General features: G+C 68.4%; 22 protein-coding genes. 11 read left to right on the top strand and 11 right to left on the bottom strand.

Features of this window, described 5'->3' with window-relative positions; all coding sequences use genetic code 11:
• Positions 1-11: 11 nt before the first annotated feature.
• Positions 12-884 carry an SGNH/GDSL hydrolase family protein gene (locus UK23_RS04100; RefSeq protein WP_045309982.1) on the bottom strand — a complete coding sequence of 291 codons (873 nt, stop codon included), beginning with the start codon at positions 882-884 and terminating at the stop codon, positions 12-14.
• Between the two features lie 118 nt (positions 885-1,002).
• Between UK23_RS04100 and UK23_RS04095 the strand changes: the two genes are divergently transcribed.
• From UK23_RS04095 to UK23_RS04085, 3 genes are all read left to right on the top strand, one after another.
• Positions 1,003-2,373 carry a cystathionine beta-synthase gene (locus UK23_RS04095; RefSeq protein WP_045309981.1) on the top strand — a complete coding sequence of 457 codons (1,371 nt, stop codon included), beginning with the start codon at positions 1,003-1,005 and terminating at the stop codon, positions 2,371-2,373.
• 88 nt (positions 2,374-2,461) lie between these two features.
• Positions 2,462-3,532 carry an RDD family protein gene (locus tag UK23_RS04090; protein WP_052684336.1) on the top strand — a complete coding sequence of 357 codons (1,071 nt, stop codon included), beginning with the start codon at positions 2,462-2,464 and terminating at the stop codon, positions 3,530-3,532.
• 103 nt (positions 3,533-3,635) lie between these two features.
• Entirely contained in the window at positions 3,636-4,781 is a 1,146-nt protein-coding gene (locus UK23_RS04085; protein WP_045309980.1) for a cystathionine gamma-synthase, read from the top strand.
• Between the two features lie 77 nt (positions 4,782-4,858).
• On the opposite strand, the gene UK23_RS04080 is transcribed toward UK23_RS04085, so the two are convergent.
• Both UK23_RS04080 and hppD read right to left on the bottom strand, forming a co-directional pair.
• Positions 4,859-5,107 carry a hypothetical protein gene (locus tag UK23_RS04080; protein ID WP_045309979.1) on the bottom strand — a complete coding sequence of 83 codons (249 nt, stop codon included), beginning with the start codon at positions 5,105-5,107 and terminating at the stop codon, positions 4,859-4,861.
• A gap of 54 nt (positions 5,108-5,161) precedes the next feature.
• Positions 5,162-6,343: a 4-hydroxyphenylpyruvate dioxygenase gene (gene hppD, locus UK23_RS04075; protein WP_045309978.1), complete on the bottom strand. Its 1,182-nt coding sequence runs from the start codon at positions 6,341-6,343 to the stop codon at positions 5,162-5,164.
• A 74-nt stretch (positions 6,344-6,417) separates the two neighbouring features.
• Here hppD and UK23_RS04070 point away from each other — a divergent pair, with 74 nt between their 5' ends.
• Complete coding sequence (locus UK23_RS04070) at positions 6,418-6,927, top strand: Lrp/AsnC family transcriptional regulator (protein ID WP_045309977.1); 510 nt, start codon at positions 6,418-6,420, stop codon at positions 6,925-6,927.
• Between the two features lie 28 nt (positions 6,928-6,955).
• On the opposite strand, the gene greA is transcribed toward UK23_RS04070, so the two are convergent.
• On the bottom strand, positions 6,956-7,450 hold the full coding sequence (greA, locus tag UK23_RS04065; RefSeq protein WP_045309976.1) for a transcription elongation factor GreA: 495 nt from the start codon (positions 7,448-7,450) through the stop codon (positions 6,956-6,958).
• A 187-nt stretch (positions 7,451-7,637) separates the two neighbouring features.
• Positions 7,638-8,060, bottom strand: a complete 423-nt coding sequence (locus UK23_RS04060) for a DUF4307 domain-containing protein (protein WP_045309975.1) — start codon at positions 8,058-8,060, stop codon at positions 7,638-7,640.
• Between the two features lie 95 nt (positions 8,061-8,155).
• On the opposite strand from UK23_RS04060, the gene mca reads away from it, so the two are divergent.
• Together mca and UK23_RS04050 are read left to right on the top strand one after the other, a co-directional pair.
• Positions 8,156-9,025, top strand: a complete 870-nt coding sequence (mca, locus tag UK23_RS04055) for a mycothiol conjugate amidase Mca (protein ID WP_045309974.1) — start codon at positions 8,156-8,158, stop codon at positions 9,023-9,025.
• Between the two features lie 35 nt (positions 9,026-9,060).
• Positions 9,061-9,291 (top strand): hypothetical protein, encoded by a 231-nt coding sequence (locus UK23_RS04050; RefSeq protein ID WP_045310024.1) that lies wholly within the window; start codon positions 9,061-9,063, stop codon positions 9,289-9,291.
• Here the strand turns inward: UK23_RS04050 and UK23_RS04045 are convergent.
• From UK23_RS04045 to UK23_RS04030, 4 genes are read right to left on the bottom strand one after another with little or no spacing between them, the layout of a single operon-like run.
• Complete coding sequence (locus UK23_RS04045) at positions 9,288-10,046, bottom strand: DNA polymerase beta superfamily protein (RefSeq protein ID WP_045309973.1); 759 nt, start codon at positions 10,044-10,046, stop codon at positions 9,288-9,290. The two genes, UK23_RS04050 and UK23_RS04045, sit on opposite strands and share 4 nt — an antisense overlap.
• The gene (locus tag UK23_RS04040; protein WP_196777597.1) at positions 10,043-10,657 is read right to left on the bottom strand and encodes a DNA polymerase beta superfamily protein; all 615 of its coding nucleotides are present in this window, start codon (positions 10,655-10,657) and stop codon (positions 10,043-10,045) included. Before UK23_RS04040 ends, UK23_RS04045 begins: the two co-directional genes overlap by 4 nt.
• Complete coding sequence (locus tag UK23_RS04035; protein WP_045309971.1) at positions 10,654-13,113, bottom strand: polynucleotide kinase-phosphatase; 2,460 nt, start codon at positions 13,111-13,113, stop codon at positions 10,654-10,656. The genes UK23_RS04040 and UK23_RS04035 overlap by 4 nt, the downstream gene beginning before the upstream one ends.
• Positions 13,113-14,450 (bottom strand): 3' terminal RNA ribose 2'-O-methyltransferase Hen1, encoded by a 1,338-nt coding sequence (locus UK23_RS04030; protein ID WP_045309970.1) that lies wholly within the window; start codon positions 14,448-14,450, stop codon positions 13,113-13,115. Before UK23_RS04030 ends, UK23_RS04035 begins: the two co-directional genes overlap by 1 nt.
• Positions 14,451-14,505: 55 nt before the next feature.
• On the opposite strand from UK23_RS04030, the gene UK23_RS04025 reads away from it, so the two are divergent.
• From UK23_RS04025 to UK23_RS48225, 4 genes are read left to right on the top strand one after another with little or no spacing between them, the layout of a single operon-like run.
• Positions 14,506-16,479, top strand: a complete 1,974-nt coding sequence (locus tag UK23_RS04025; protein WP_045309969.1) for a thioredoxin domain-containing protein — start codon at positions 14,506-14,508, stop codon at positions 16,477-16,479.
• Between the two features lie 56 nt (positions 16,480-16,535).
• Positions 16,536-17,090 (top strand): hypothetical protein, encoded by a 555-nt coding sequence (locus UK23_RS04020; RefSeq protein ID WP_045309968.1) that lies wholly within the window; start codon positions 16,536-16,538, stop codon positions 17,088-17,090.
• A gap of 10 nt (positions 17,091-17,100) precedes the next feature.
• Entirely contained in the window at positions 17,101-17,904 is an 804-nt protein-coding gene (locus UK23_RS48230; protein WP_052684335.1) for a hypothetical protein, read from the top strand.
• Positions 17,901-18,491 (top strand): hypothetical protein, encoded by a 591-nt coding sequence (locus tag UK23_RS48225; protein ID WP_052684334.1) that lies wholly within the window; start codon positions 17,901-17,903, stop codon positions 18,489-18,491. Before UK23_RS48230 ends, UK23_RS48225 begins: the two co-directional genes overlap by 4 nt.
• Positions 18,492-18,641: 150 nt before the next feature.
• Here UK23_RS48225 and UK23_RS04005 read toward each other — a convergent pair whose 3' ends face one another.
• A complete protein-coding gene (locus UK23_RS04005; RefSeq protein ID WP_082114391.1) occupies positions 18,642-19,544 on the bottom strand; it encodes a DMT family transporter in 903 nt (300 codons plus the stop codon).
• A gap of 46 nt (positions 19,545-19,590) precedes the next feature.
• Here UK23_RS04005 and UK23_RS04000 point away from each other — a divergent pair, with 46 nt between their 5' ends.
• The gene (locus UK23_RS04000) at positions 19,591-20,937 is read left to right on the top strand and encodes a PLP-dependent aminotransferase family protein (protein ID WP_045309967.1); all 1,347 of its coding nucleotides are present in this window, start codon (positions 19,591-19,593) and stop codon (positions 20,935-20,937) included.
• Here UK23_RS04000 and UK23_RS51245 read toward each other — a convergent pair.
• Positions 20,934-21,074: a hypothetical protein gene (locus UK23_RS51245; RefSeq protein ID WP_156212732.1), complete on the bottom strand. Its 141-nt coding sequence runs from the start codon at positions 21,072-21,074 to the stop codon at positions 20,934-20,936. The two genes, UK23_RS04000 and UK23_RS51245, sit on opposite strands and share 4 nt — an antisense overlap.
• Positions 21,075-21,119 lie beyond the last annotated feature (45 nt).

Raw genomic sequence — 21,119 nt, 5'->3', positions numbered from 1 at the left:
AATTCCGGAACTCACGCGTGCCGTCTTTGCAGCCAGGCCGGGACCCGCGACTGCCGCAGCGCCATCGCCGCCGCGGACCGCACCGGCAAAGCAGCAGGAGCCCAGCCCTGCCACAGCCCCGCCACCTGGCACAACGGCGCCAGCAGCACTCCAGCCGCGGCCTCGTAGCCGACGGCGCTGGGATGAAAGCGGTCGGAGCTGAACATGTCGAGGTGCCGTGCCATGAACTCCGGCGACAACAGGTTCGACAACGACACCGGCACGCCACCGTCCCGGCGCACCTCGGCGGTCTGCGCCGCCGCGAGGCGCAGGCTGTACTGCCGCCCGACGAACCGCAGCGGTTGTGGAATCGGCCGCACGGTTCCCAGGTCAGGACACGTCCCGACGACGACGCCACAGCCGACAGCGCGCAGTTTCCGGATCTGTTCGCCCAGCAACCGGGCCGACTCCCGCACGCCCAACCGCGACGTCACGTCGTTCGCACCGATGATGATCAACGCCACTTGAGGTGCGTCCCGCACGGCCGCGTCGACCTGCGGCACCAGGTCCCGCGTCGTCGAACCGCTGATGGCGTAGGTGGACAGGCGCACCGGCCGCTCGGCCTCCTCGGCCAGCGCCTGGGCCAGCAGCACGCCCGGCATCTGCGAGGGATGTGTCACACCGACGCCCACCGCCATCGAGTCGCCGAGCAGTGCCAGCCGCAGCGGGTCGCGGCCGTCGTCGCGGTAGACGCCGTCCGGCGCGGGCCACAGGTGCTCCAGCACCCCGATGGCCAGCCGGGCACGTCTGCCCTGCTCCGTCAGCAACCCGACCAGCGCCCCCGACAGCCCGCCGAGCGTCGCGGCGGTCATCGCCACCGCTCGCAGCGTCCTCAGTCCGATCATCCGCAACAACCCCTTTCCAGATGAATCGTCGGTACCGCTGTTCGAATTAACCTCCGCAGCCACTAGAGCTAGGCTTCGTTTCGCTATCTCGGAGAGTGGGAGTGGGGAGTAGATACCGGTGGAGTACGTCGAGCACGTCGTCGACCTGGTGGGCAACACGCCGCTGGTGAAGCTCAACTCCCTGACCACGGGGATCAAGGCCACCGTGCTGGCGAAGGTCGAGTACCTGAACCCCGGCGGCAGCGTGAAGGACCGCATCGCACTGCGCATGGTCGAAGCCGCGGAGAAGTCCGGTGAGCTGCAGCCCGGTGGCACGATCGTGGAGCCGACCTCGGGCAACACCGGAGTCGGGCTCGCGCTGGTCGCCCAGCGCAAGGGCTACAAGTGCGTCTTCGTCTGCCCGGACAAGGTCAGCGAGGACAAGCGCAACGTCCTGAAGGCCTACGGCGCCGAGGTCGTGGTGTGCCCGACCGCCGTCGCGCCGGAGCACCCGGACTCCTACTACAACGTGTCGGACCGGCTCGTGCGGGAGATCCCCGGAGCCTGGAAGCCGAACCAGTACTCGAACCCCGAGAACCCGGCGAGCCACTACCACCAGACCGGTCCCGAGATCTGGCGCCAGACGGCGGGCAAGATCACGCACTTCGTCGCGGGCGTCGGCACCGGCGGCACGATCTCCGGCACCGGCCGTTACCTCAAGGAGGTCTCGGACGGCGCCGTGCAGGTCATCGGCGCGGACCCGGAAGGCTCGGTCTACTCGGGCGGCACCGGTCGTCCGTACCTGGTCGAGGGCGTCGGCGAGGACTTCTGGCCGGAGGCGTACGACAAGACCATCTGCGACCAGATCGTCGAGGTCTCGGACGCGGACTCGTTCGACATCACCCGCCGCCTCGCCCGCGAGGAGGGCCTGCTGGTCGGCGGCTCCTGCGGCATGGCGGCCGCGGCGGCGTTGCGCATCGCGAAGGACCTGCCGGAGGACGCCGTCGTGGTCGTGATCCTCCCGGACGGCGGCCGCGGCTACCTGTCCAAGGTCTTCAACGACCGCTGGATGGCCTCGTACGGCTTCCTCCCGCCGGACTCGACCGGTGCGACCGTCGGCGACGTGCTCCGTCGCAAGGGCGGCATGCTCCCCGACCTCGTGCACGCGCACCCGAACGAGACCGTGGGTGACGCGGTCGCGATCCTGCGCGAGTTCGGTGTCTCGCAGATGCCGGTCGTCAACGCCGAACCGCCCATCATGGCCGCCGAGGTCGCGGGCGCGGTCAACGAACGCGACCTGCTCGACGCCCTGTTCACCGGCAAGGCCCAGCTGGCGGACCGCCTGGACAAGCACATGTCGCCGCCGCTGCCCACGCTCGGCGCGGGTGAGCCCGTCGGCATCGCGATGAACGCGCTTTCGAATGCCGACGCGGCCCTCGTCCTGGAGGACGGAAAGCCTGCCGGAGTGGTAACTCGGCAGGACATTCTGGGGTTCTTGGCTGGTCGCTGAGCGTGGAGCCCGGTGCGTCCGATAGCGTGACGCCCCAGATCATCAGTCTGTAACCACACACGGCCCAGCCAAGGGGGTTGGAAACCGGATGAACGCTCCGCAGCCGCCAGGAAATCCGTTCGGCGGTCAGCCGCAGGAGCCCAACGCGGACGCAACGCAGGTCGTCCCGGGAGGTGGCCAGCCGTCCGCGGCGAACCCGAACCCGGACGCGACGCAGGTCGTCTCGCCTGGTCAGGTTCCCGCAGCACCGCAGCAGAACGCGGACGCCACCCAGGTCGTCAGCCCCGGGCAGGTGCCGCCGGCAGCTCCCGGTTCGGGTGGCTTCCCGGCGCAGGGACCCGGCTCCGGCGGGTTCCCCGCCCAGCAGCCGCCCGCGTACGGCGCACCGCAGCAGCCCTACGGGGCTCCGCAGCAGCAGCCGTACGGCGCTCCGCAGTCCAACCCGTACGGCCAGCCGCAGCAGCCGGCCTACGGTCAGCCGCAGCAGCCGTACGGTGCGCCGCAGTCGAACCCGTACGGCCAGCCGCAGCAGCCTTACGGCCAGCCCGGCTACGGCATGCCCGCGATGGCACCGCCGCCTCCCACGGGCTACGCCGAGTGGGGCTCGCGCTTCGTCGGCTACCTGATCGACATCGGCGCCCCGACCGTGGTCACGGTCATCCTGTACTACGTGATCATCGGCATCGCGGTCGCCTCCGACGCACCCGGCCTGATGTTCCTGGGCGTGCTGGTGTGGCTCGCGAACCTCGGCTTCATCATCTGGAACACGGTGATCAAGCAGGGGCAGACCGGCCAGTCGATCGGCAAGAAGGTCGCGAAGATCAAGCTGGTCTCCGAGGAGACCATGCAGCCGCTCGGCGGCGGTACGACGTTCGTGCGCCAGCTGTGCCACGTCGTCGACGGCCTGCCGTGCTACGCGGGCTTCTTCGCCCCGTTGTGGGAGCCCAAGAAGCAGACCTGGGCCGACAAGATCATGAAGTCCATCGTGATCAACGCCCCGGAGACCGCTTCGCCCTACGGCGGCGGCGGTTACCCGCAGCAGCCCGGCACCGGTGGCTACCCGCAGCAGCCGGGTACCGGCGGTTACCCGCAGCAGCAGCCGGGTGGCTACGGCCAGCCGCCGCAGCAGGGTTACGGCGGTCAGCAGCAGGGCTGGTAAGCCCTCAGCAGTCCAGAAGAGCCTCCGGCCCTCGCGGCCGGGGGCTCTTTTCACTGGTTGGACTAATGCCGTCGACCGCCAGACGGGTGAGTACCCTTGGGTGATGAGCACCCCTTACGGCTTCGCGACCAGGGCGATCCACGCCGGCCAGGACCCGGACCCGACGACGGGTGCGGTGAACGTGCCCATCTACGCGACGTCGACCTACGCCCAGGACGGCGTGGGCGGTCTGCGTGAGGGCTTCGAGTACTCGCGCACCGGCAACCCGACCCGCCGCGCGCTGGAAACCGCCCTCGCGTCGCTGGAACGGGGCCGCTACGGCCGTGCGTTCTCCTCCGGCATGGGTGCGACCGACGCGGCGCTGCGCACGTTCCTCAAGCCCGGCGACCACATCGTCATCCCGAACGACGCGTACGGCGGCACGTTCCGGCTGATCGACAAGGTCTTCTCGCAGTGGGGTGTCACCCACTCGCCTGCCCCGGTCTCGGACGTCGACGCCATCCGCGCGGCGGTGCGCCCGGAGACGAAGCTGGTGTGGATCGAGACCCCGACCAACCCGCTGCTGAACATCGGTGACATCGCCGCGATCGCCGAGGTGGCGCACGCGGCCGGGGCCAAGTTCGTCGTGGACAACACGTTCGCTTCGCCTGCTCTGCAGACGCCGCTGGAGCTCGGTGCGGACGTCGTCCTGCACTCGACCACCAAGTACATCGGCGGCCACTCCGACGTCGTCGGTGGTGCGCTGATCACTTCTGACGAGGAGATCGACGCGGCGTTCGGGTTCCTGCAGAACGGTGCCGGCGCGGTGCCAGGGCCGTTCGACGCCTACCTGACCCTGCGCGGGCTCAAGACGCTCGAGCTGCGGATGGAGAAGCACTCGGACAACGCCGAGCTGGTGGCCGAGGCGTTGCTGCGGCACCCGAAGGTGAAGAAGGTGCTGTACCCCGGGCTGGAGTCGCACCCGAACCACGTGGTGGCCGCCAAGCAGATGCGGCGGTTCGGCGGCATGGTGTCGTTCCTCGTCGAGGGTGGTGAGCAGGCCGCGCTGGACGTGTGCGCCCGCACCAAGCTGTTCACGCTGGCCGAGTCGCTGGGCGGCGTCGAGTCGCTGATCGAGCACCCCGGCAAGATGACGCACGCCTCCACGGCCGGCTCCATGCTGGAAGTGCCCTCGGACCTGGTCCGCGTCTCCGTGGGCATCGAGTCCGGCGACGACCTGGTGGCCGACCTGCTCGAAGCCCTGGGCTGAGGTTTCGGCAACGCGAAAGGGCGTCTGCAAGTACCGCCAACTGCGAGTTGGTAGTACTTGCAGACGCCCTCAGCGCATCACGGCTTCTTGGAGCCGCCGAACCTGTCCACGTTCTCAGCGTTGTCCGCAGTCGGTGCCGACGGGAGGTCGGCGCCGTTGACACAGCCGCCGACGAACTCGATCGACTCGCCGTTGCGGACGAAGCGGCCGGCCTCGTCACACCCGGCGTGCGCCACGGTCAGGAACGCCGCTCCGGTCAGTGCCGCAGCCGTGGTCACGGCTCCGACCAGCGGAATCACCGCGGCCACGCGTCGTACGAGTGCCATGCCACCTCCCCACGATGTGTATCCCCCGTAAAGCACCTTACCGGGGGAACGCCATCAGAGGTTGCCGCGGCGTTCCTGTTCCCGCTCGATCGCCTCGAAAAGTGCCTTGAAGTTGCCCTTGCCGAAGCCCAACGAGCCGTGACGTTCGATCAGCTCGTAGAAGACCGTGGGGCGGTCGCCGATCGGCTTGGTGAAGATCTGCAGGAGGTAGCCGTCCTCGTCGCGGTCGACCAGGATTCGGTGTTCCTTCAGGACCTCGATCGGGACGCGGACCTCGCCGATGCGGGCGCGGAGCTCCGGGTCGTCGTAGTAGGAGTCCGGGGTCTCGAGGAACTCGACACCGGCGTCGCGCATGGCGGTGACCGTGCGGATGATGTCGTTGGTCGCCAGCGCGATGTGCTGCACGCCCGCGCCCTCGTAGAACTCGAGGTACTCGTCGATCTGCGACTTCTTCTTGGCGACGGCCGGCTCGTTCAGCGGGAACTTGACGCGGTGGTTGCCGTTGGAGACGACCTTGGACATCAGCGCCGAGTAGTCCGTGGCGATGTCGTCGCCGATGAACTCCGCCATGTTCACGAAGCCCATGACGCGGTTGTACCACTCGACCCAGTAGTCCATCTTGCCGAGCTCGACGTTGCCGACGCAGTGGTCGACGGCCTGGAAGAGGCGCTTCGGCGCACCCTCCGGACGCTTGACCGTCGAGGTGCGGGCGACGTAGCCGGGCAGGTACGGGCCGGAGTAGCGGGAGCGGTCCACCAACGTGTGGCGGGTCTCGCCGTAGGTCGCGATGGCCGCGAGACGGACGGTGCCGTGCTCGTCGGAGACGTCGTGCGGCTCCTCCAGCACGGTCGCGCCCTGCTCACGCGCGTGCTTGATGCACTGGTCGACGTCGCCGACCTCCAGGGCCAGATCGACCACGCCGTCGCCGTGACGGCGGTGGTGGTCGAGGAGCTCGGAGCCGGGCAGGACGCCGCCGTGGATCACGAAGCGGGCTGAGCCCGACTTCAGCACGAACGACTTGTGGGAGCGCTGGCCGGTCTCGGGGCCCGCGTAGGCCACGAGCTCCATGCCGAACGCCACCTGGTACAGCCACGCGGTCTGGGTGGCGTTGCCCGCGACGAACACCACGGCGTCCATGGCGCGCACGGGGAAGGGGTCCTTGGTCGCGTCGTAGTCGACCAACCCCACGAGCTGCCGGAGCTGGTCGTAGCTCACGTCGTCAAGCTGCTGCGTCATGCTTCACAGCATGAAACGGCCTAGCAGGGTGAGCAACAGTCTGCGATTTTGCTGGACAGTTTGTATAGTGAATCATGGTTGTTGACCAACAGAGTGAGCACTCTGACCAGCCCGTGGACGAACTGGACGCGCGGCTGCTGTTGCTGCTGACCGACGAGCCCCGCCTCGGCGTCCTCGAATGCTCCCGCCGGCTCGGTGTCGCGCGCGGAACCGTACAGGCCCGGCTGGACCGGTTGGTCGAACGCGCCGTGCTCACCGGGTTCCCGCCGGCGCTCGATCTGGGCGCGATGGGGTACGGGCTGACGGCGTTCGCGGTGGTGGAAATCGCCCAGGGACGGCGTGCCGAGGTGTGCGAGGGGCTGGCCGCGATTCCCGAGGTGTGCGAGGTGCACGCGACGACCGGGCAGGGCGACCTCTTCATGCGCATCGTCGCGAGGTCGAACGCGGACCTGCAGCGCGTGGTCGATCACGTCGTGGACGTGCCGCACGTGCGCCGCTTGTCGACGTCTATCGCTTTGTCGACTCCCGTGCCCCCACGCGTGCGGCCACTCCTGGAACGCGTGAAGGGCCGGCCACCGAAGTGACCGGCCCTTCGCACGTTTTGTGGCGTGACTACGCCTGGTAAGGCACCGCGGAGATCAGCGTGACCTTCTGCTGCTTGCCGTTCGGAAGCTCGTAGGAGACGGTCTCGCCGTCCTTCGCGCCGTTGAGCGCCTTGCCGAGCGGCGACAGCGGGGAGTAGACCTCCATCTCGCCGTGCGCGCCCTCTTCGCGGGTCGCGAGCAGGAAGGTCTCCGTCTCGTCGTCCCCGTCGTAGCGGATCGTGAGCACCGTGCCCGGCGCCGCGACACCCTTCGTGGTGGGAGCCTCGCCGACCTTCGCGGCCTGGAGCAGCTCGTGCAGCTGGCGGATGCGCGCCTCCTGCTTGCCCTGCTCCTCGCGAGCCGCGTGGTAGCCGCCGTTCTCGCGGAGGTCGCCCTCTTCGCGACGGGCGTTGATCTCGGCAGCCATGACCGGGCGGTACGCGATCAGTTCGTCCAGCTCAGCCTTGAGCCGGTCGTAGGCCTCCTGGGTCAGCCAGGTCACCTGGGTGTCGCTCACGGTCACCAACTCCTCGTCTTGCTCTGGTGCATGCGTGTGCACCAGATAGTTCCCGGGCCTGGGGCTCGGAACGGAAAAACACGGCCCGCGCCGGGGCCGTGCTTGAGCGGCAATAGTAACACGGAGACAACGTTCAGCGACGGCGATTTGTTCCGCATCTCGCCGTTTAAACCGCAGATCACCCGCTTGGCCGCTAGGTCGTGGACAAGTAGGCGGGAACCTGGTAGGAGCACCCGAACACCTCGCCGGTGACCGGCGGCTTCGAGGTGCGGAGAACTGTTGTCTCGACGACGACGGAATTCCCTGGAGGAACCAGAACTTCGCGTCTGCCCGCTTCGTCCCCGTCCTTGGACCGGGCCCGAATGATGCAGACGGCTGCTCGCTCCGGTTGATCTCGGGAAACCTCGAAACTGACCTTCACGCTGTCGTCGCCGAGGAGGATGAACGTCGTCTGCTTCGCCTCGATCGGCTTTGTGCCGAGATTTCGGTAACCGACGAAGGCGACCACGGCACCTACGGCCACGGCTACAGCGAGTAACAGCCAGCGCGCCCACTTGTTGAGCGGCCTGCGAGTGCTGTTGCCGTAGCGTCCCTCGGGGAGCGCGCGTTGCGACACTTTCCCGCGCCTCCTCACCCGCTGGGGAACAATGTGGCCTGACGTTCAGTTGTTGAGTGTCGCAGGACCGTTCACACAGGAGGACCACGGGGGTCATGGCCGAAAAGCTGCGCCTTATGGCAGTGCACGCACATCCCGACGACGAGTCGAGCAAGGGCGCGGCCACGATGGCCCGCTACATCGCCGAAGGGCACGACGTGATGGTCGTGACCTGTACCGACGGTGGCGCGGGCAGTGTGTTGAATCCGGCGATGGACAGGCCGGACGTGCTGGAGAACATCATCGAGATCCGCCGCGAGGAGATGGCCCGCGCGGCCAAGATCCTCGGCATCCAGCACCGCTGGCTGGGCTTCAAGGACTCGGGCCTGCCAGAGGGCGACCCGAAGCCACCGCTGCCGGAGGGCTGCTTCGCCCTGGTGCCGCTGGAGGAGTCCGTCCCGTCGCTGGTGGAGGCGATTCGCGACTTCCGGCCGCACGTCGTCGTGACGTACGACGAGAACGGCGGATACCCGCACCCTGACCACATCCGCACGCACGAGATCTCGATGGCCGCGCTGGACGCCGCCGCGGATCCCGCGTTCGACCCCTCGCTGGGCTCGGCGTGGGAGGTGCAGAAGGTCTACTACGGGCACGGGTTCTCACGCGCGAAGCTGCAGGCGTTCCACGAGGCCATGGAGGCTCGTGGTCTCGAGTCGCCGTACACCGAGTGGCTCGCGAACTGGGACGCCAACCGTCCCGACGTGATGGACCGGGTGACCACGCAGGTCGAGTGCGCCGAGTACTTCGAGATCCGGGACGAGGCCCTCAAGGCCCACGCCACCCAGATCGACCCGACCAGCCGCTGGTTCGCGATCCCGCAGGACCTGCAGCGTGAGGTGTGGCCGACCGAGGAGTACGAGCTCGTGCGCTCCGCCGTCGACTCGACGCTGCCGGAGAACGACCTGTTCGCCGGAGTTAAGGTCTAGGGGTGCTCTCCCCAGATTTCTCGCTCGGCAACACGGTGGCGCTCGTCGCCGTGCAGCCGTCGAACACGAACGAGAACGACAAGGGCGGCCAGGGCGAGGACTTCGGCAAGTCCTCCCCGGTCGGCCTCGTCCTGCTGATCGTCTTCTTCATCGCGGTCTTCTTCCTCGTCAAGTCGATGAACAAGCACCTCAAGCGGGTGCCGGCGTCGTTCGACGAGCCGGCTTCCGACGAGAAGCCCGAGACGCCGGCCGAGAAGAAGGACTAACTCAGCCGCGTCGCGACCACGAACTCGTGCACCGCCTCGAATGCCGGCGGGTGCTCGGGCAGGTCGGTCGTCATCCGCGCGACCTGCAGTTCTTCCTGCCAGTGCGCGAGGTCCGCCTCCAGCCGCTCTGGCGCCGGCCGTTCCGCGACGCCCGCCAGCGCCCGGTGCTCGCCGAGGATCTTGGCCTCGACCAGCGCGGTCAGGTAGTCCGGCCCGTCGAGCTTCTCCAGCAACGTCGGCAGGTGCGCGACGACCTCGCCGGTGCGCATCAAGTGCACGCCGGTCAGCAGCGCGCGGAACGTGTAGAGCAGCGGCTTGATCTCGCCGGTCCGCTCGAACAGCCGCCACTGGGTCACGGCGAACCCGCGGTAGTGGTGCCCGTGCCGTGACGTCAGACACCCCGCGGCGAGCTCGGCCAGCTTCCGGTGGCCCTCGGTGGTGTGCACCACCAGAGGCGAGAGCAGCTGCTCCAGCACGTAACCGTTGGGGCGCGTCAGCAGCCGGCAGAACTTCTCCACGTCGTGCGTGACCAGGTCGATCTCGACGCCGTCGCGCACCCACATGCGCTCCTTGGTCTCCGGGCCGTGCTTCAGCCCGACGACCTCTGCGAGCGGCAGGACGTGCACGCCGCGCAGATCCACGTCCGAGTCGCGCGACGGGAAGCCGTACAGGTGCGCGCCGGACACGGTCGCGAAGAGCAGGTCGTGCGACTGCTCCGCGACGACCGCGCTCAGGTCTGGAACCTCGTAGCTCACAACGCCCTCCTGCGCACCGAGACCAGCCAATCGTCCACCCGTGCCCGATCCGGGTCCTCGGGCAACGGTCCTTCGGCGTTCGCCAGCTCGTCGCCGAGCTGATGTGCCCACTTGACCGCGTCGTCCCAGCGCATCTCCTCATTCCGGATCTTGAGGAGCTCGCGGTCCGCTCGGATGTCGAGCTCACCCGTGCGCACCAGGTGCAAGCCGAGCAGCCGCAGCCGCACGACGTGCATGAGCTGCTTGGGCTTCAGGTTGCGGCCCGCGCGCGACAGCTGCATCTCCGTCGCGCGCGTGTACGCCCGCACCGCGTACCGGGACAGGAACGCGGGCAGCAGCGCCCGCAGTTCCTCTCCCAGCGGCGTGCAGATCTCGACCAACGGGCTCACCAGCGTTTCGAGCACGGTCGGGTTCGACTTCAGCGCCAGCTTGCAGAAGTGCTCGACCTCCCAGCTGAGCCGTTCCGGTTCCGGGCCCTCGACGCTCGTCGGTGGCTTGTCCAGGCGCCAGAACGACTCCGTGGGTGCGACGAACACACCTCGTCTGTCTACATCGGACTCCTCGGTCGCCAGCCCGTAGGCGTGCGAACCGATGATCGCTTCGAGAATCACAGTCGTGGGTCCACCGGTTCCGATTCCAGCGCCAGCACACCGAAAACGCATTCGTGCACGCGCCACAAGGGCTCGCCGCGCGCGGCGCGTTCCAGCGCCTCGATGCCCAGGGCGTACTCGCGCAGCGCCAGCCCGCGCTTGCGGCCGAGACTCCGCTTGCGCAGTCGCTGCAGGTTCTGCGGCTCGGTGTAGTCCGGGCCGTAGATGATCCGCAGGTACTCGCGGCCGCGCACCTTCACACCCGGCTGCACGCGACCCGTCAGGTTCTGCAGCGGCTTCACGACCATGCCCTCGCCGCCCTCTGCCGTCAGTTCCTCCCACCACTTCACACCCGCGGCGGGATCCGCCGTGTCGACCACGAGGTGCCGGGTCTGCTGGAACAACGGGCCTGCCAGCTTGCTCAGCGTCTCCAGGTGCCACAGGTGCGAACGGTCGTGGAACGTCTGCCCCTCGGCCGCCAGCAGCTGGAACGGCGCGATCCGCACGCCGTCCAGTCCCTCGGTCGGCCAGCAGTACCGCTCGTACGCCTTCCGGTAAGCCTCAGCGTTCGAGGCCCGCTGCGATGTGCGCGCCAACAGTTCCGACACGTCGACACCACGACCAGCAGCCGTCTCCAAAGCGGACACAGCCACGGGAAGCGCGCCGACCGCTGCCGCGCCGACCGCCGCGTACTGCTCGCGGATCAGCCCGGAAGCCTTGGCGTTCCACGGCATCAGCTCGGCGTCGAGCAGCAGCCAGTCGGTGCTGAGCTCGTCGAACAACGGCTTGGCGCCGTCCCGTACGCGGTCCAGCAGCTCTTCACCCAGCGCGCCGTCGAAGAACGTCCGTCCGGTGCGCGTGTAGATCGCACCACCCTCCCTGCGCACCAACAGCACCGCACGCGACCCCATGTGCTTCTCCTCGCAGATCACCTGCGAGACACCGGCAGCCGCGTACTCCGTGAACGCCTGGTCGGGGTGCTCCAGCACGTCGTCGCGCGGCGAGGTCGCACAAGGAGCCATCGTCGGCGGCAGGTACAGCAGGTCGTGCGGGTCGATCGCGAACCGGCTCATCACCTCGAGTGCTGAAGCCGACTGCTCCGCGCGGATCGTCACCGCACCCATCACCGAGGTCTCGATCCGGCGCAGGCCGGTGACGTCGGTCAACGCCAACACGTCCGGTGCGCGTTCCGCGACCGGCGGTGGGAACGGCCATTCGTTCTCGTACCAGGTCTGGTGCGCCTTGACGGAGACGAGATCCTTCTCCGGGTAGCGCAACGCGGTCAGCTTGCCGCCGAACACCACACCGGTTTCGAGGCACATGGTGTTGTTGATCCACTCGGCCTCCGGCACCAGCACGTGCCCGTAGAGCACCATCGCCGAACCGCGGTAGTCGTTCGCCCACGGGAGACGCACCGGCAGTCCGTACTCGTCGGTCTCACCGGTCGTGTCGCCGTACAGCGCGAAACTGCGCACCTTCGCCGACGCGCGACCGTGGTAGCGCTCGGGCAGACCCGCGTGCGCCACAACGAGGTTCCCGTCGTCGAGGACGTAGTGCGCGACAAGGCCGTCGCAGAACTTCTCCGCGGCGCGCCGGAACTCGGGCGTCTCGTGCGCGAGCTGCTCCAGCGACTTCTCCAGCCCGTGCCGGACCGTCACCTTGTGCCCGCGCAACGCCCGGACGAGCTTCTCCTCGTGGTTTCCGCGCACGCTGAGGGCGTGGCCGTTGCCGACCATCCCCATGACGAGCCGTAGCACGCCAGGAGTGTCCGGGCCGCGGTCCACGAGGTCGCCGACGAACACCGCCTTGCGGTTGTCCGGCGGGATCGCGTCGACCGAACGGTCTTCGGCGTCGCGGACCAGCGTGTACCCGAGTTCGACGAGCAGCTCCTCCAGCTCGGCGCGGCAGCCGTGCACGTCACCGATCACGTCGAACGGACCGGTCTCGTGCCTGAGGTCGTTGAACAGCCTCTCGTACACGATGACGGAATTGTCCACATCGGACTCGGAGTGCAGTACGTGGACGCGTTTGAAGCCCTCCTTGCCGAGGAACTTCAACGACCGCTGCAACGCCGCCCGGTGCCGCTTGACGACGTGCGCGCCGAAGTCCCGGTCCGGCCTGGAAGCGTTGCGCTTGAGGCACACGTCGGTCGGCGTGTCGAGCACGATCGCGACCGGCAGCACGTTGGCCTTCTTCGCGACCTCGATCAGCTTGGCGCGGTCCGGCGCCTGCACGTTGGTCGCGTCGATGACGGTGACCTTGCCGGCCTCAAGCCGTTTCGCCGCAACGTAGTGCAGTACGTCGAACGCCGCCGCGGACGCCGACTGGTCGTTCTCGTCGTCGGACACGAGCCCGCGGAAGTAGTCGCTCGACAGCACCTGCGTGGGGAGGAAGTGCTTGCGCGCGAACGTGGACTTGCCGGAACCCGAGGCGCCGATCAGCACCACCAAGCACAGGTCTGGAATCTTCAGGTCCATCAGTTCTCGTCCCCCAAGCTGAACACCGCCATCTGGGTCGGAGCGCCGCGTTCGGCGTCCTCCGGCCCGATTCCCACGTACTTCACGCGGTAGCCGCGCCGCGAAGCGACGCCCTCCGCCCACTGCGCGAACTCTGCCCGAGTCCACTCGAAACGGTGGTCGGAATGGCGCATCTGGCCGGCCGGCAACGTTTCGAACAGCGCGTTGTACTCGACGTTCGGCGTCGTCACCAGCACCGTCGCCGGCCGCGCCACCGCGAACACCGAGTGCTCCAGCGCGGGCAGGCGCGACGGGTCGACGTGCTCGACGACCTCCATCAGCACGGCCGCGTCGTAGCCGGCGAGCTCGGTGTCGGCGTACGTCAAAGCCGACTGCCGCAACGTGATCCGCTCGCGGGTGCGGTCGGGCATGCGGTCGAGCCGCAGCTTGCGCGCGGCCTCCTGCAACGCCTTCGCGGACACGTCGACGCCGTGGATCTCGGTGAACTCAGGCTCCGTGATGAGCTCGCGCAGCAACGCGCCGCCCCCGCAGCCGAGATCGAGCACGCGCTTGGCCCGTGCCTCCTTCAGGGCCTTGATCACGGCTTCTTTGCGCTGTCTGGCAAGGGAGATCTTCGGTTCCGCGAGCGCGTTGTCCAGCTCCTCCGGCTCGACCTCGTCGACCTCGGCGAGGCGTTCCAGCGCGGACAGCACGAGCGGGCGCTTCCGGGCCAGGTACCTGGTGGTGATCAGCTCCTTGTCCGGGTGAGCTGCCAGCCAGCCGTCACCGGCCTTGAGCAGCTTGTCGACCTCGTCGGCCGCGACCCAGTAGTGCTTGCCGCCGTCGAGCACGGGCAGCAGCACGTAGAGGTGTTTGAGCGCGTCGCTGAGCTTCACCGTGCCGGTGAGCGTGACGTCGCCGTACCGCGAGTCGCCGTGTTCGTTGATCCGGACTTCCCAGCCCAGCGGCGTGAACAGCCGTTCCGCGAGCTTGTGCGGCAGCGCCGGGATGCGGATGACCAGCGGAATCGGGGTCTGCGCGAGCTCCGGGTAGCTCTCCGACCGTCCGTTCATCGCGGTGCGGAACACACTGCCGAGCGCGACCGTCAGCAACGAGCCGGCCGCGTAGGGGCGGTCGTTGACGTATTGGGTGAGCGTGCTGCCGGGACCTCGGACCAGCGCGATGGGGTCGACCTCGAGGAGCAGCGCGACCGTGCACTCCTCGTTCGTCGCCTTCGGGTAGAAGACGTGCGCGACACCCGAGCTCGTCGTGAAGGACTGAGCCCGGTCCGGGTGTTTGTGCAGCAGGTGACCGAGATCGGTCGCCGGCTGGTGGGTGGTGGTCATGGTGAGCAGCACGAGGTCGAGTCTGATCGAGAGTCGGCCTCTGCGCTGCTGATTTAGTGTGGATCGCATGACCAACCGCCTTGCGGACGCGACCAGCCCCTACCTGCTGCAGCACGCTGACAACCCGGTCGACTGGTGGCCGTGGAGCCCGGAGGCGTTCGAGGAGGCGCGACGGCGCAACGTGCCGGTGCTGCTGTCGGTCGGGTACGCGGCCTGTCACTGGTGTCACGTGATGGCGCACGAGTCGTTCGAGGACGCTTCGGTTGCCGCCTTGGTGAATGAGAACTTCGTGGCGGTGAAGGTCGATCGCGAGGAACGTCCGGATGTCGACGCCGTGTACATGGAGGTCACGCAGGCCATGACCGGGCACGGCGGGTGGCCGATGACGGTGTTCCTGACGCCGGACGCCAGGCCGTTCCACGCCGGGACCTACTACCCGCCGTCGCCGCGTCCTGGCATGCCCTCGTTCACCCAGCTGATCGAGGCCGTGTCGTCGGCGTGGACGTCGCGGCCTGCCGAGATCCTGGAGTCGGCTTCCGTTGTGGTGGAGGAGATTTCACGCAACACGGCGCCGTTGCCTCCGTCCGCTGTGGACGCCGACGCGTTGGCGGGTGCGGTGGTGTCGTTGCTGGGCGAGTTCGACCGGCGCAACGGTGGATTCGGTGGTGCTCCGAAGTTTCCGCCGTCGATGGTGTGCGAGTTCCTGTTGCGGCACCACGAACGCACCGGATCGGTCGAAGCGATCTCCATGGCGACCTCGACGGCTGACGCGATGGCCAACGGCGGCATGTACGACCAACTGGGTGGTGGCTTTGCGCGCTACAGCGTCGATGCGTCGTGGGTGGTGCCGCACTTCGAGAAGATGTTGTACGACAACGCTTTGCTGCTCCGGTTCTACACGCATCTCGCGCGGGTGACCGAGTCCGGGCGGTATGCGCGGGTGGCCCGCGACACGGCTTCGTTCCTGCTGCGGGATCTGCGGACGGCCGAGGGCGGGTTCGCGGCTTCGCTGGACGCCGACACCGATGGCGTCGAGGGCCTGACTTACGTGTGGTCCTTCGAGGAACTGGGTTCTGCTGCCGCGGCTTTCGGGGTTTCGGAGGAGCCGAACTTCGAGGACGGCAAGTCGACTCTGCGGTTCGTGTCGGAGCCGGGGGAGGACGTGCGGGCGTCGTTGCTGGCCGAGCGTGCTGCTCGCCCGCAGCCTGGTCGTGACGACAAGGTGATCGCCGCGTGGAACGGCATGGCGATCGCGGCTCTGGCTGAGGCGGGGGCGTTCTTCGGGGAGCCGTCGTGGATCGTGGCGGCTTCGGAGGCGGCGGCGTTGCTGGCCTCGGTGCACCTGGTCGAGGGGCGGCTGCTGCGGACCTCGCGTGACGGTGTGGCCGGGCCGTCGTTCGGGGTGCTGGAGGACTACGGCTGTCTGGCCGATGGGCTGCTGGCGTTGCACCAGGTGACCGGCTCGATCCGGTGGCTCGACCTGGCGTGCGGCCTGTTGGACACCGCGCTCTCTCGTTTCGCTGTTGCCGGCTCTGCCGGCGCCTACTACGACACCGCTGACGACGCGGAGTCGTTGGTTCGCCGCCCTGCCGACTCGACCGACAACGCGTCGCCTTCTGGGGCGTCTTCGCTGGCCTCGGCGTTGCTGACGGCTTCCCTGCTGGCCGGCGCCGACCGATCTGCCGGGTATTTCACGGCTGCCTCGGAGGCCGTGACGCGCGCTGGTCTGCTGGCCGCGCGGGCACCTCGGTTCGCCGGGCACTGGCTGACTGTCGCCGAGACGTTGGTGGCCGGCCCGTTGCAGGTTGCTGTTGTTGGTGTGGACGACGCGCGCCGTGCGTCGTTGTGGGCGGCCGCGGTTGCTCATGTACCCGGTGGCGGCGTCGTCGTAGCCGGTGAGCCGGGCAGCGCTCCGTTGCTGGAGGACCGTCCGCTGGTCGACGAGGCTCCGGCGGCCTACGTGTGCCGCGGCTACGTGTGCGACAGGCCGGTGGTTTCGGTAGATGCCCTGGTCACTTCGCTGTCGGCGAACACCCGCTAGCTGATTGCAGGCGTAACGTCAGTAATGACGTAATCATGTAATCAGGGGTGGTTGAAATGGGACGTGGATGGCGAGGAAGAGGCGGCTGGCAACAGGCTGACCTGCCGTCGGCCGACGACGCGGCGGCGTGGTTCGCGGGCCGGCTGCCCGACGGCTGGTTCGTCGGCGCGCCCGAGGTGATCGTCGACCGCGAGGAGATCACGGTCATCGGCACGCTTTCCCCGTTGGAGGGCGAGTTCGACGACGCCTCGCGCTCCGCGGCCGAGTCGGGACGCATCGCCCGGTGGCGCGAGGAGACGCGCGACGAGCGCATCGAGATCGCGCGCCAGGCGGAGCACCGCTACGGCCGCAAGGTGGCCTGGGGAGCTGCTCTGGGTGAAACGCGCGAGCTGTTCACGCACCTGGCCGTGCCGGTGATGACGCGCCTGCGCCAGCCGGAACGCCAAGTGCTCGACACGCTGGTCGCGGCCGGTGTCGCCCGCTCCCGTGCGGACGCTCTGGCGTGGGCCGTGCGGCTCGTGGGTGAGCACGCGGACTCGTGGCTCGGCGAGCTGCGCGATGCGATGTCGAAGGTGGACGATCTCCGTTCGCAGGGGCCAGATCTGACGTAACCTGCGCGGCGTGGAGCTGACGTCGATCGCCGAATCTGTTGTCGCGCTGGAGCCCGGAGCGTTCGAACGGTTCGTGGAGGAGGCCCAGGGCCGCTCGCCCGACGAAGTGTCGGCAGCGGCCCTGGTCTTGTCCGGTTCTGAGGATGTGCAGGTCAACCACCTGCTCGGCAACCTGCTCTACTTCATCGGCGCCACTCCGGCTCTGGACCCGTTGGTGCAGCGCGTGCTGGATTCCTTGGTGCGCGGCGATTTCGACGAGTGGGAGAGTGCTCTTCTGCTGCCGATGCAGGACGAGGACGTTCGCCACGGCCTGCCTCGACGTACCGAGCTGCTGGCCGCCGTGCCTTCGGACTCGTGGTTGCACGGCCTGCTGCGGGTGGTGGACCTCGAGGCGTTGCTGGTGCTGCACCCGTTGAGCGGCAAGGGTTTCGAGGTGACGATCGGCGGTCTCGGCGACAACTTCCAGCTCCACACGCTGCTCGCCTACCGCCTGATCCCTGCGTTCCTGCCCGGTGAGCCGCCTCTTCAGGCCTGGGTGGAGGCCGCATCCGTCGGGGAGGAGCTGGAGCCCGCGGGCGGGATTCAGGGCCAGTTCGAGCTTTCCGACGCGTTCGGCGAGACGATCTGGAACGAGGGCCGCCCGGCGGACATCCCTGTGCTGGACGGCGTTCGCGTGGTCGTGCTGGGTGAGCCGGCCTACGCGCGGTCGTGGAACGCGGGCCGCCTCTACCCGATGATGACGCCGATGGTGGACGTCGTCCGGGAGCTGTCGCCGGACGAGACCGCGTCCTGGCTGGCCAAGGTGAAGTCGTGAGCTTTGCTGCCGGCGCGAGGAAGGTCCTCGATCCGTCTCTCCCGCTGAACCGCCGCGTCACAGCGCTGCGCGAATGTCTGTCGCACTACCACCCGATCGGCTTCGAGGCGTCGTTCAGCTTCCTGGAGTCGTTGGCGGGCGACCTCTACCGCGACCCGGCCGCCCTGACATCGGCACTGGAACTGCTGACCGCCGGCCACACCGCCTGGCAGGCCGAACTCCGCGCGTACGGCGTGCTTCGCCGTCAGGTCAAGCAACTCGGCTACCGCGTGCCACATCCGTTGGATCTCAACCCTCACCGGCCAACGCACTGGCACGGCGCCCGGCGAGAAGCCGCGGGGCACGCTGTCTGGTTCTGGTACTCGAAGGGCGCCTCAGCGGACATCGACGTGCACGCCCTCGTTGCCGCGCTGGTGGAACGCGGGCGGTTCACGTCGGTGCAGCGGGAGATGTTCGAGCTGGTGCGCGCTGACCGAGTCGCTCGGTTCGCGGCGGTGGACGGCACCCGTGACTTTCAGACGTACTCAGAGCTCCGGGACTCTCTGTACGTGTTGCGGCAGATGGCCGTCGTCGTCAGCAACGCCTGACCCGTGCCGAGGCTCGGCAGATGGCGCGTCCTCGCGGATCCCGTGAGCCGCGATCGTCCTGCCCCGCCGCGAACCCGTGAGGACCTGCTCTCGGAGACCACCACCCTGATCCACGTGCTGGTGCGCGGCTGCCTCGAAGCTGCTGAACGCTTACGGCGCAACAACCTCCGCCGGAATGTCAGACCCGCTCGCTATTGTTGAATTTGGGGGTACCCGGCCCGCGCCGTGTGTGTGGTGAGCACCCTTACGCAGACCGATGGCACATCCGAGCGCGACCGTCGCGGAACCCAACACGGACACCATCGTGAGTTGCTGCGCGCCCAACAACACGGAAGTCACAAGGCCAGAGACCGGCATCAGGCCGATGAGCACTCCCGCGCGGTCAGACCCGAGGCGGTTCACGGCGAAGTACCAGAGCCCGAACGCCAGCGCGGTCACCACCAACGCGAGCAGCACGAGAGAGAAGGCCTGCCGTGTGTTGGGCACCTGCCATCCGCCGAAGAACGTGCCGAGCACCGCCCCGATCCCTGAGGCCAGCAAGCAGGTCCAAGTGGCCACGCCCAGCACGCCGAGGCGACGAACCACACCCACGGCGAACAGCGTGAAGCACACCTCGCCGGCCATCGTCAGCAACGCCAGCGCGAGGCCCGGACCGTGCCACGAGCCGCCGCCGGACAACAGCACGATGCCCGCGGCCACCACCACCGCGCCGACAACGGCGGACGTGGTGCGTTGGCGTGAGAGCAGGGCCAGAGCGATCGGGGCGCCGCCCATCACGGCGGCGACGAAGCCCGGTTCGGCGTACTGCTGGGCGGCGAGCAGGACGGCGTTGAAGCCGAGCATTCCCGTGGCGACGACGCCCAGCAACGGCGGGATGTCGCGCCACGACGGCATGGGCAGACGGCGGGCCACGAGCAGCAGCACCGCCGCACCCAGCAGGTAACGCATGGCCTGGCCGGTCAGCACCGGGTAGCCCTCCAGCATTCCCGTTACCGGGACCGACGCTCCGACGATCGTTGCCGCTGTTGCTCCCGCGGCCACCCCGATTTTCATGACTGAAGCTTCGCGGCGAACTGGTCCAGGTTTAAGCTCCACTTCAATGACTACGAACTGGACCACTTTTCGCGAGCTGCTGTTGCCGGGGCATCAGCGGCGGCGTGGGGTGGAGGTCGAGCTGCGCAGGGCCATCCGGGACGGGCGGCTCGCGCCGGGGACGCGGCTGCCGTCGAGCCGGGACCTCGCGGCGCAGCTCGGAGTCGCGCGCGGCACCGTCACGTCGGCGTACACGCAGCTGTTGGCTGAGGGGTACCTGACCAGCAAACGCGGCTCAGGGACGACCGTCGCGAGCCTCGGGCCCGCCGAGGTGTGCGGTGTGCCGGAGCCGCCGCAGCGGTGGCGGTTCAACCTGCGGCCCGGGCTGCCGGCGCTGGGAGCCTTCCCGCGCGCCGAGTGGGTCGCGGCGCATCGCGCTGCGCTCGCGGAGCTGCCCGACGACGACCTCGCGTATCCGGATCCGGCCGGATTCGTGGGGCTGCGCAAGGAGATCGTCGACTACCTGGCACGAGTGAGGGCGGTCGTCGCGCGGGATGCGGTGATCACCAACGGCGCGGCGGACGGGTTGCAGCTCACGGCCAGACTGCTCAGCGGCAGCATCGCGATCGAGGAGCCCAGCCACTTCGGTGGCGAGGACATGTTGCGGTCGCACGGGCTCAACACCGTGCCGATTCCGGTGGACGACAAGGGGATTCGGGTCGATCTGCTGTCCAAAACGGACTGTCGGGCGGTGCTGGTCACCGCGGCACACCAGTTTCCGCTGGGCGTGGTGCTGCATCCGGAACGGCGGCGGGCGCTGGTCGAGTGGGCGCGCGAACGGGACGGGTTGATCATCGAGGACGACTACGACGCCGAGCACCGGTACGACCGGCCCGCGCTCGGGGCGTTGCAGGCGTTGGCGCCGGAGCACGTCGTGTACCAGGGGACGACGAGCAAGGTGCTGGCGCCGGCGTTGCGGCTCGGGTGGCTGGTGGTGCCGGAGCGGTTGCGCGAGGGCGTCGTGAACCGCAAGAAGTACAACGACATGGGCACCGCGACGATCCCGCAGGCGGCGTTCGCGCACCTCTTGCGAACGGGTGGCTACGACCGCCATCTGCGACGTACGCGCGCGCTCTACCGGAAGCGTCGGGACGCGCTGTTGGACGCGGTGGCGGAGTACCTGCCTGCGTGGCAGCCCATCGGCGTTGCGGCCGGGTTGCACGTCGTGCTGCGCATGCCGGACGGGACGGACGACCTCGCGCTGAAGAGCAGGCTTGAGGAACGTGGGGTGCACGTGTGGGCGTTGGCGCAGTACACGCGCACGCCGATGTGGCCCGGGCTGGTGCTGGGCTACGCGGCACTCACGCCGGACCGCCTGCGCGAGGCGGTGAGGGAGATCGCGGCGGCCTCTTAGAGGATGTGCTCGCGCTTGGCGTTGGTGTCGACGTCCGCGCCGAGGATGTGTTCGCGGGCTTCGCCGATGGCCGGTCCGGTCAGCGCCGCGACGGCAGCGAACAGCAGGGCGGCAGCGATGATCTTGAAAGCACGCATGGCGTGGTAAACCCCCAGGCAGAACGGTTGTCGCGGCCAGCCTAG

The organism is Lentzea aerocolonigenes (assembly GCF_000955955.1).
In the GTDB taxonomy this organism is placed as follows: domain Bacteria; phylum Actinomycetota; class Actinomycetes; order Mycobacteriales; family Pseudonocardiaceae; genus Lentzea; species Lentzea aerocolonigenes_A.
Note: the sequence above shows the minus strand (reverse complement) of the source record. Positions and strands in the feature narration are given on the sequence as shown.

Bases quoted from the DNA above. Each gene is read 5' to 3' on its own strand.
- UK23_RS04100 (WP_045309982.1), bottom strand. From the start codon at position 884: ATGATCGGACTGAGGACGCTGCGAGCGGTGGCGATGACCGCCGCGACG.
- UK23_RS04090 (WP_052684336.1), top strand. From the start codon at position 2,462: ATGAACGCTCCGCAGCCGCCAGGAAATCCGTTCGGCGGTCAGCCGCAG.
- UK23_RS04085 (WP_045309980.1), top strand. From the start codon at position 3,636: ATGAGCACCCCTTACGGCTTCGCGACCAGGGCGATCCACGCCGGCCAG.
- UK23_RS04080 (WP_045309979.1), bottom strand. From the start codon at position 5,107: ATGGCACTCGTACGACGCGTGGCCGCGGTGATTCCGCTGGTCGGAGCC.
- hppD (WP_045309978.1), bottom strand. From the start codon at position 6,343: ATGACGCAGCAGCTTGACGACGTGAGCTACGACCAGCTCCGGCAGCTC.
- UK23_RS04070 (WP_045309977.1), top strand. From the start codon at position 6,418: ATGGTTGTTGACCAACAGAGTGAGCACTCTGACCAGCCCGTGGACGAA.
- mca (WP_045309974.1), top strand. From the start codon at position 8,156: ATGGCCGAAAAGCTGCGCCTTATGGCAGTGCACGCACATCCCGACGAC.
- UK23_RS04035 (WP_045309971.1), bottom strand. From the start codon at position 13,113: ATGGACCTGAAGATTCCAGACCTGTGCTTGGTGGTGCTGATCGGCGCC.
- UK23_RS04025 (WP_045309969.1), top strand. From the start codon at position 14,506: ATGACCAACCGCCTTGCGGACGCGACCAGCCCCTACCTGCTGCAGCAC.
- UK23_RS04020 (WP_045309968.1), top strand. From the start codon at position 16,536: ATGGGACGTGGATGGCGAGGAAGAGGCGGCTGGCAACAGGCTGACCTG.
- UK23_RS04005 (WP_082114391.1), bottom strand. From the start codon at position 19,544: ATGAAAATCGGGGTGGCCGCGGGAGCAACAGCGGCAACGATCGTCGGA.
- UK23_RS04000 (WP_045309967.1), top strand. From the start codon at position 19,591: ATGACTACGAACTGGACCACTTTTCGCGAGCTGCTGTTGCCGGGGCAT.
- UK23_RS51245 (WP_156212732.1), bottom strand. From the start codon at position 21,074: ATGCGTGCTTTCAAGATCATCGCTGCCGCCCTGCTGTTCGCTGCCGTC.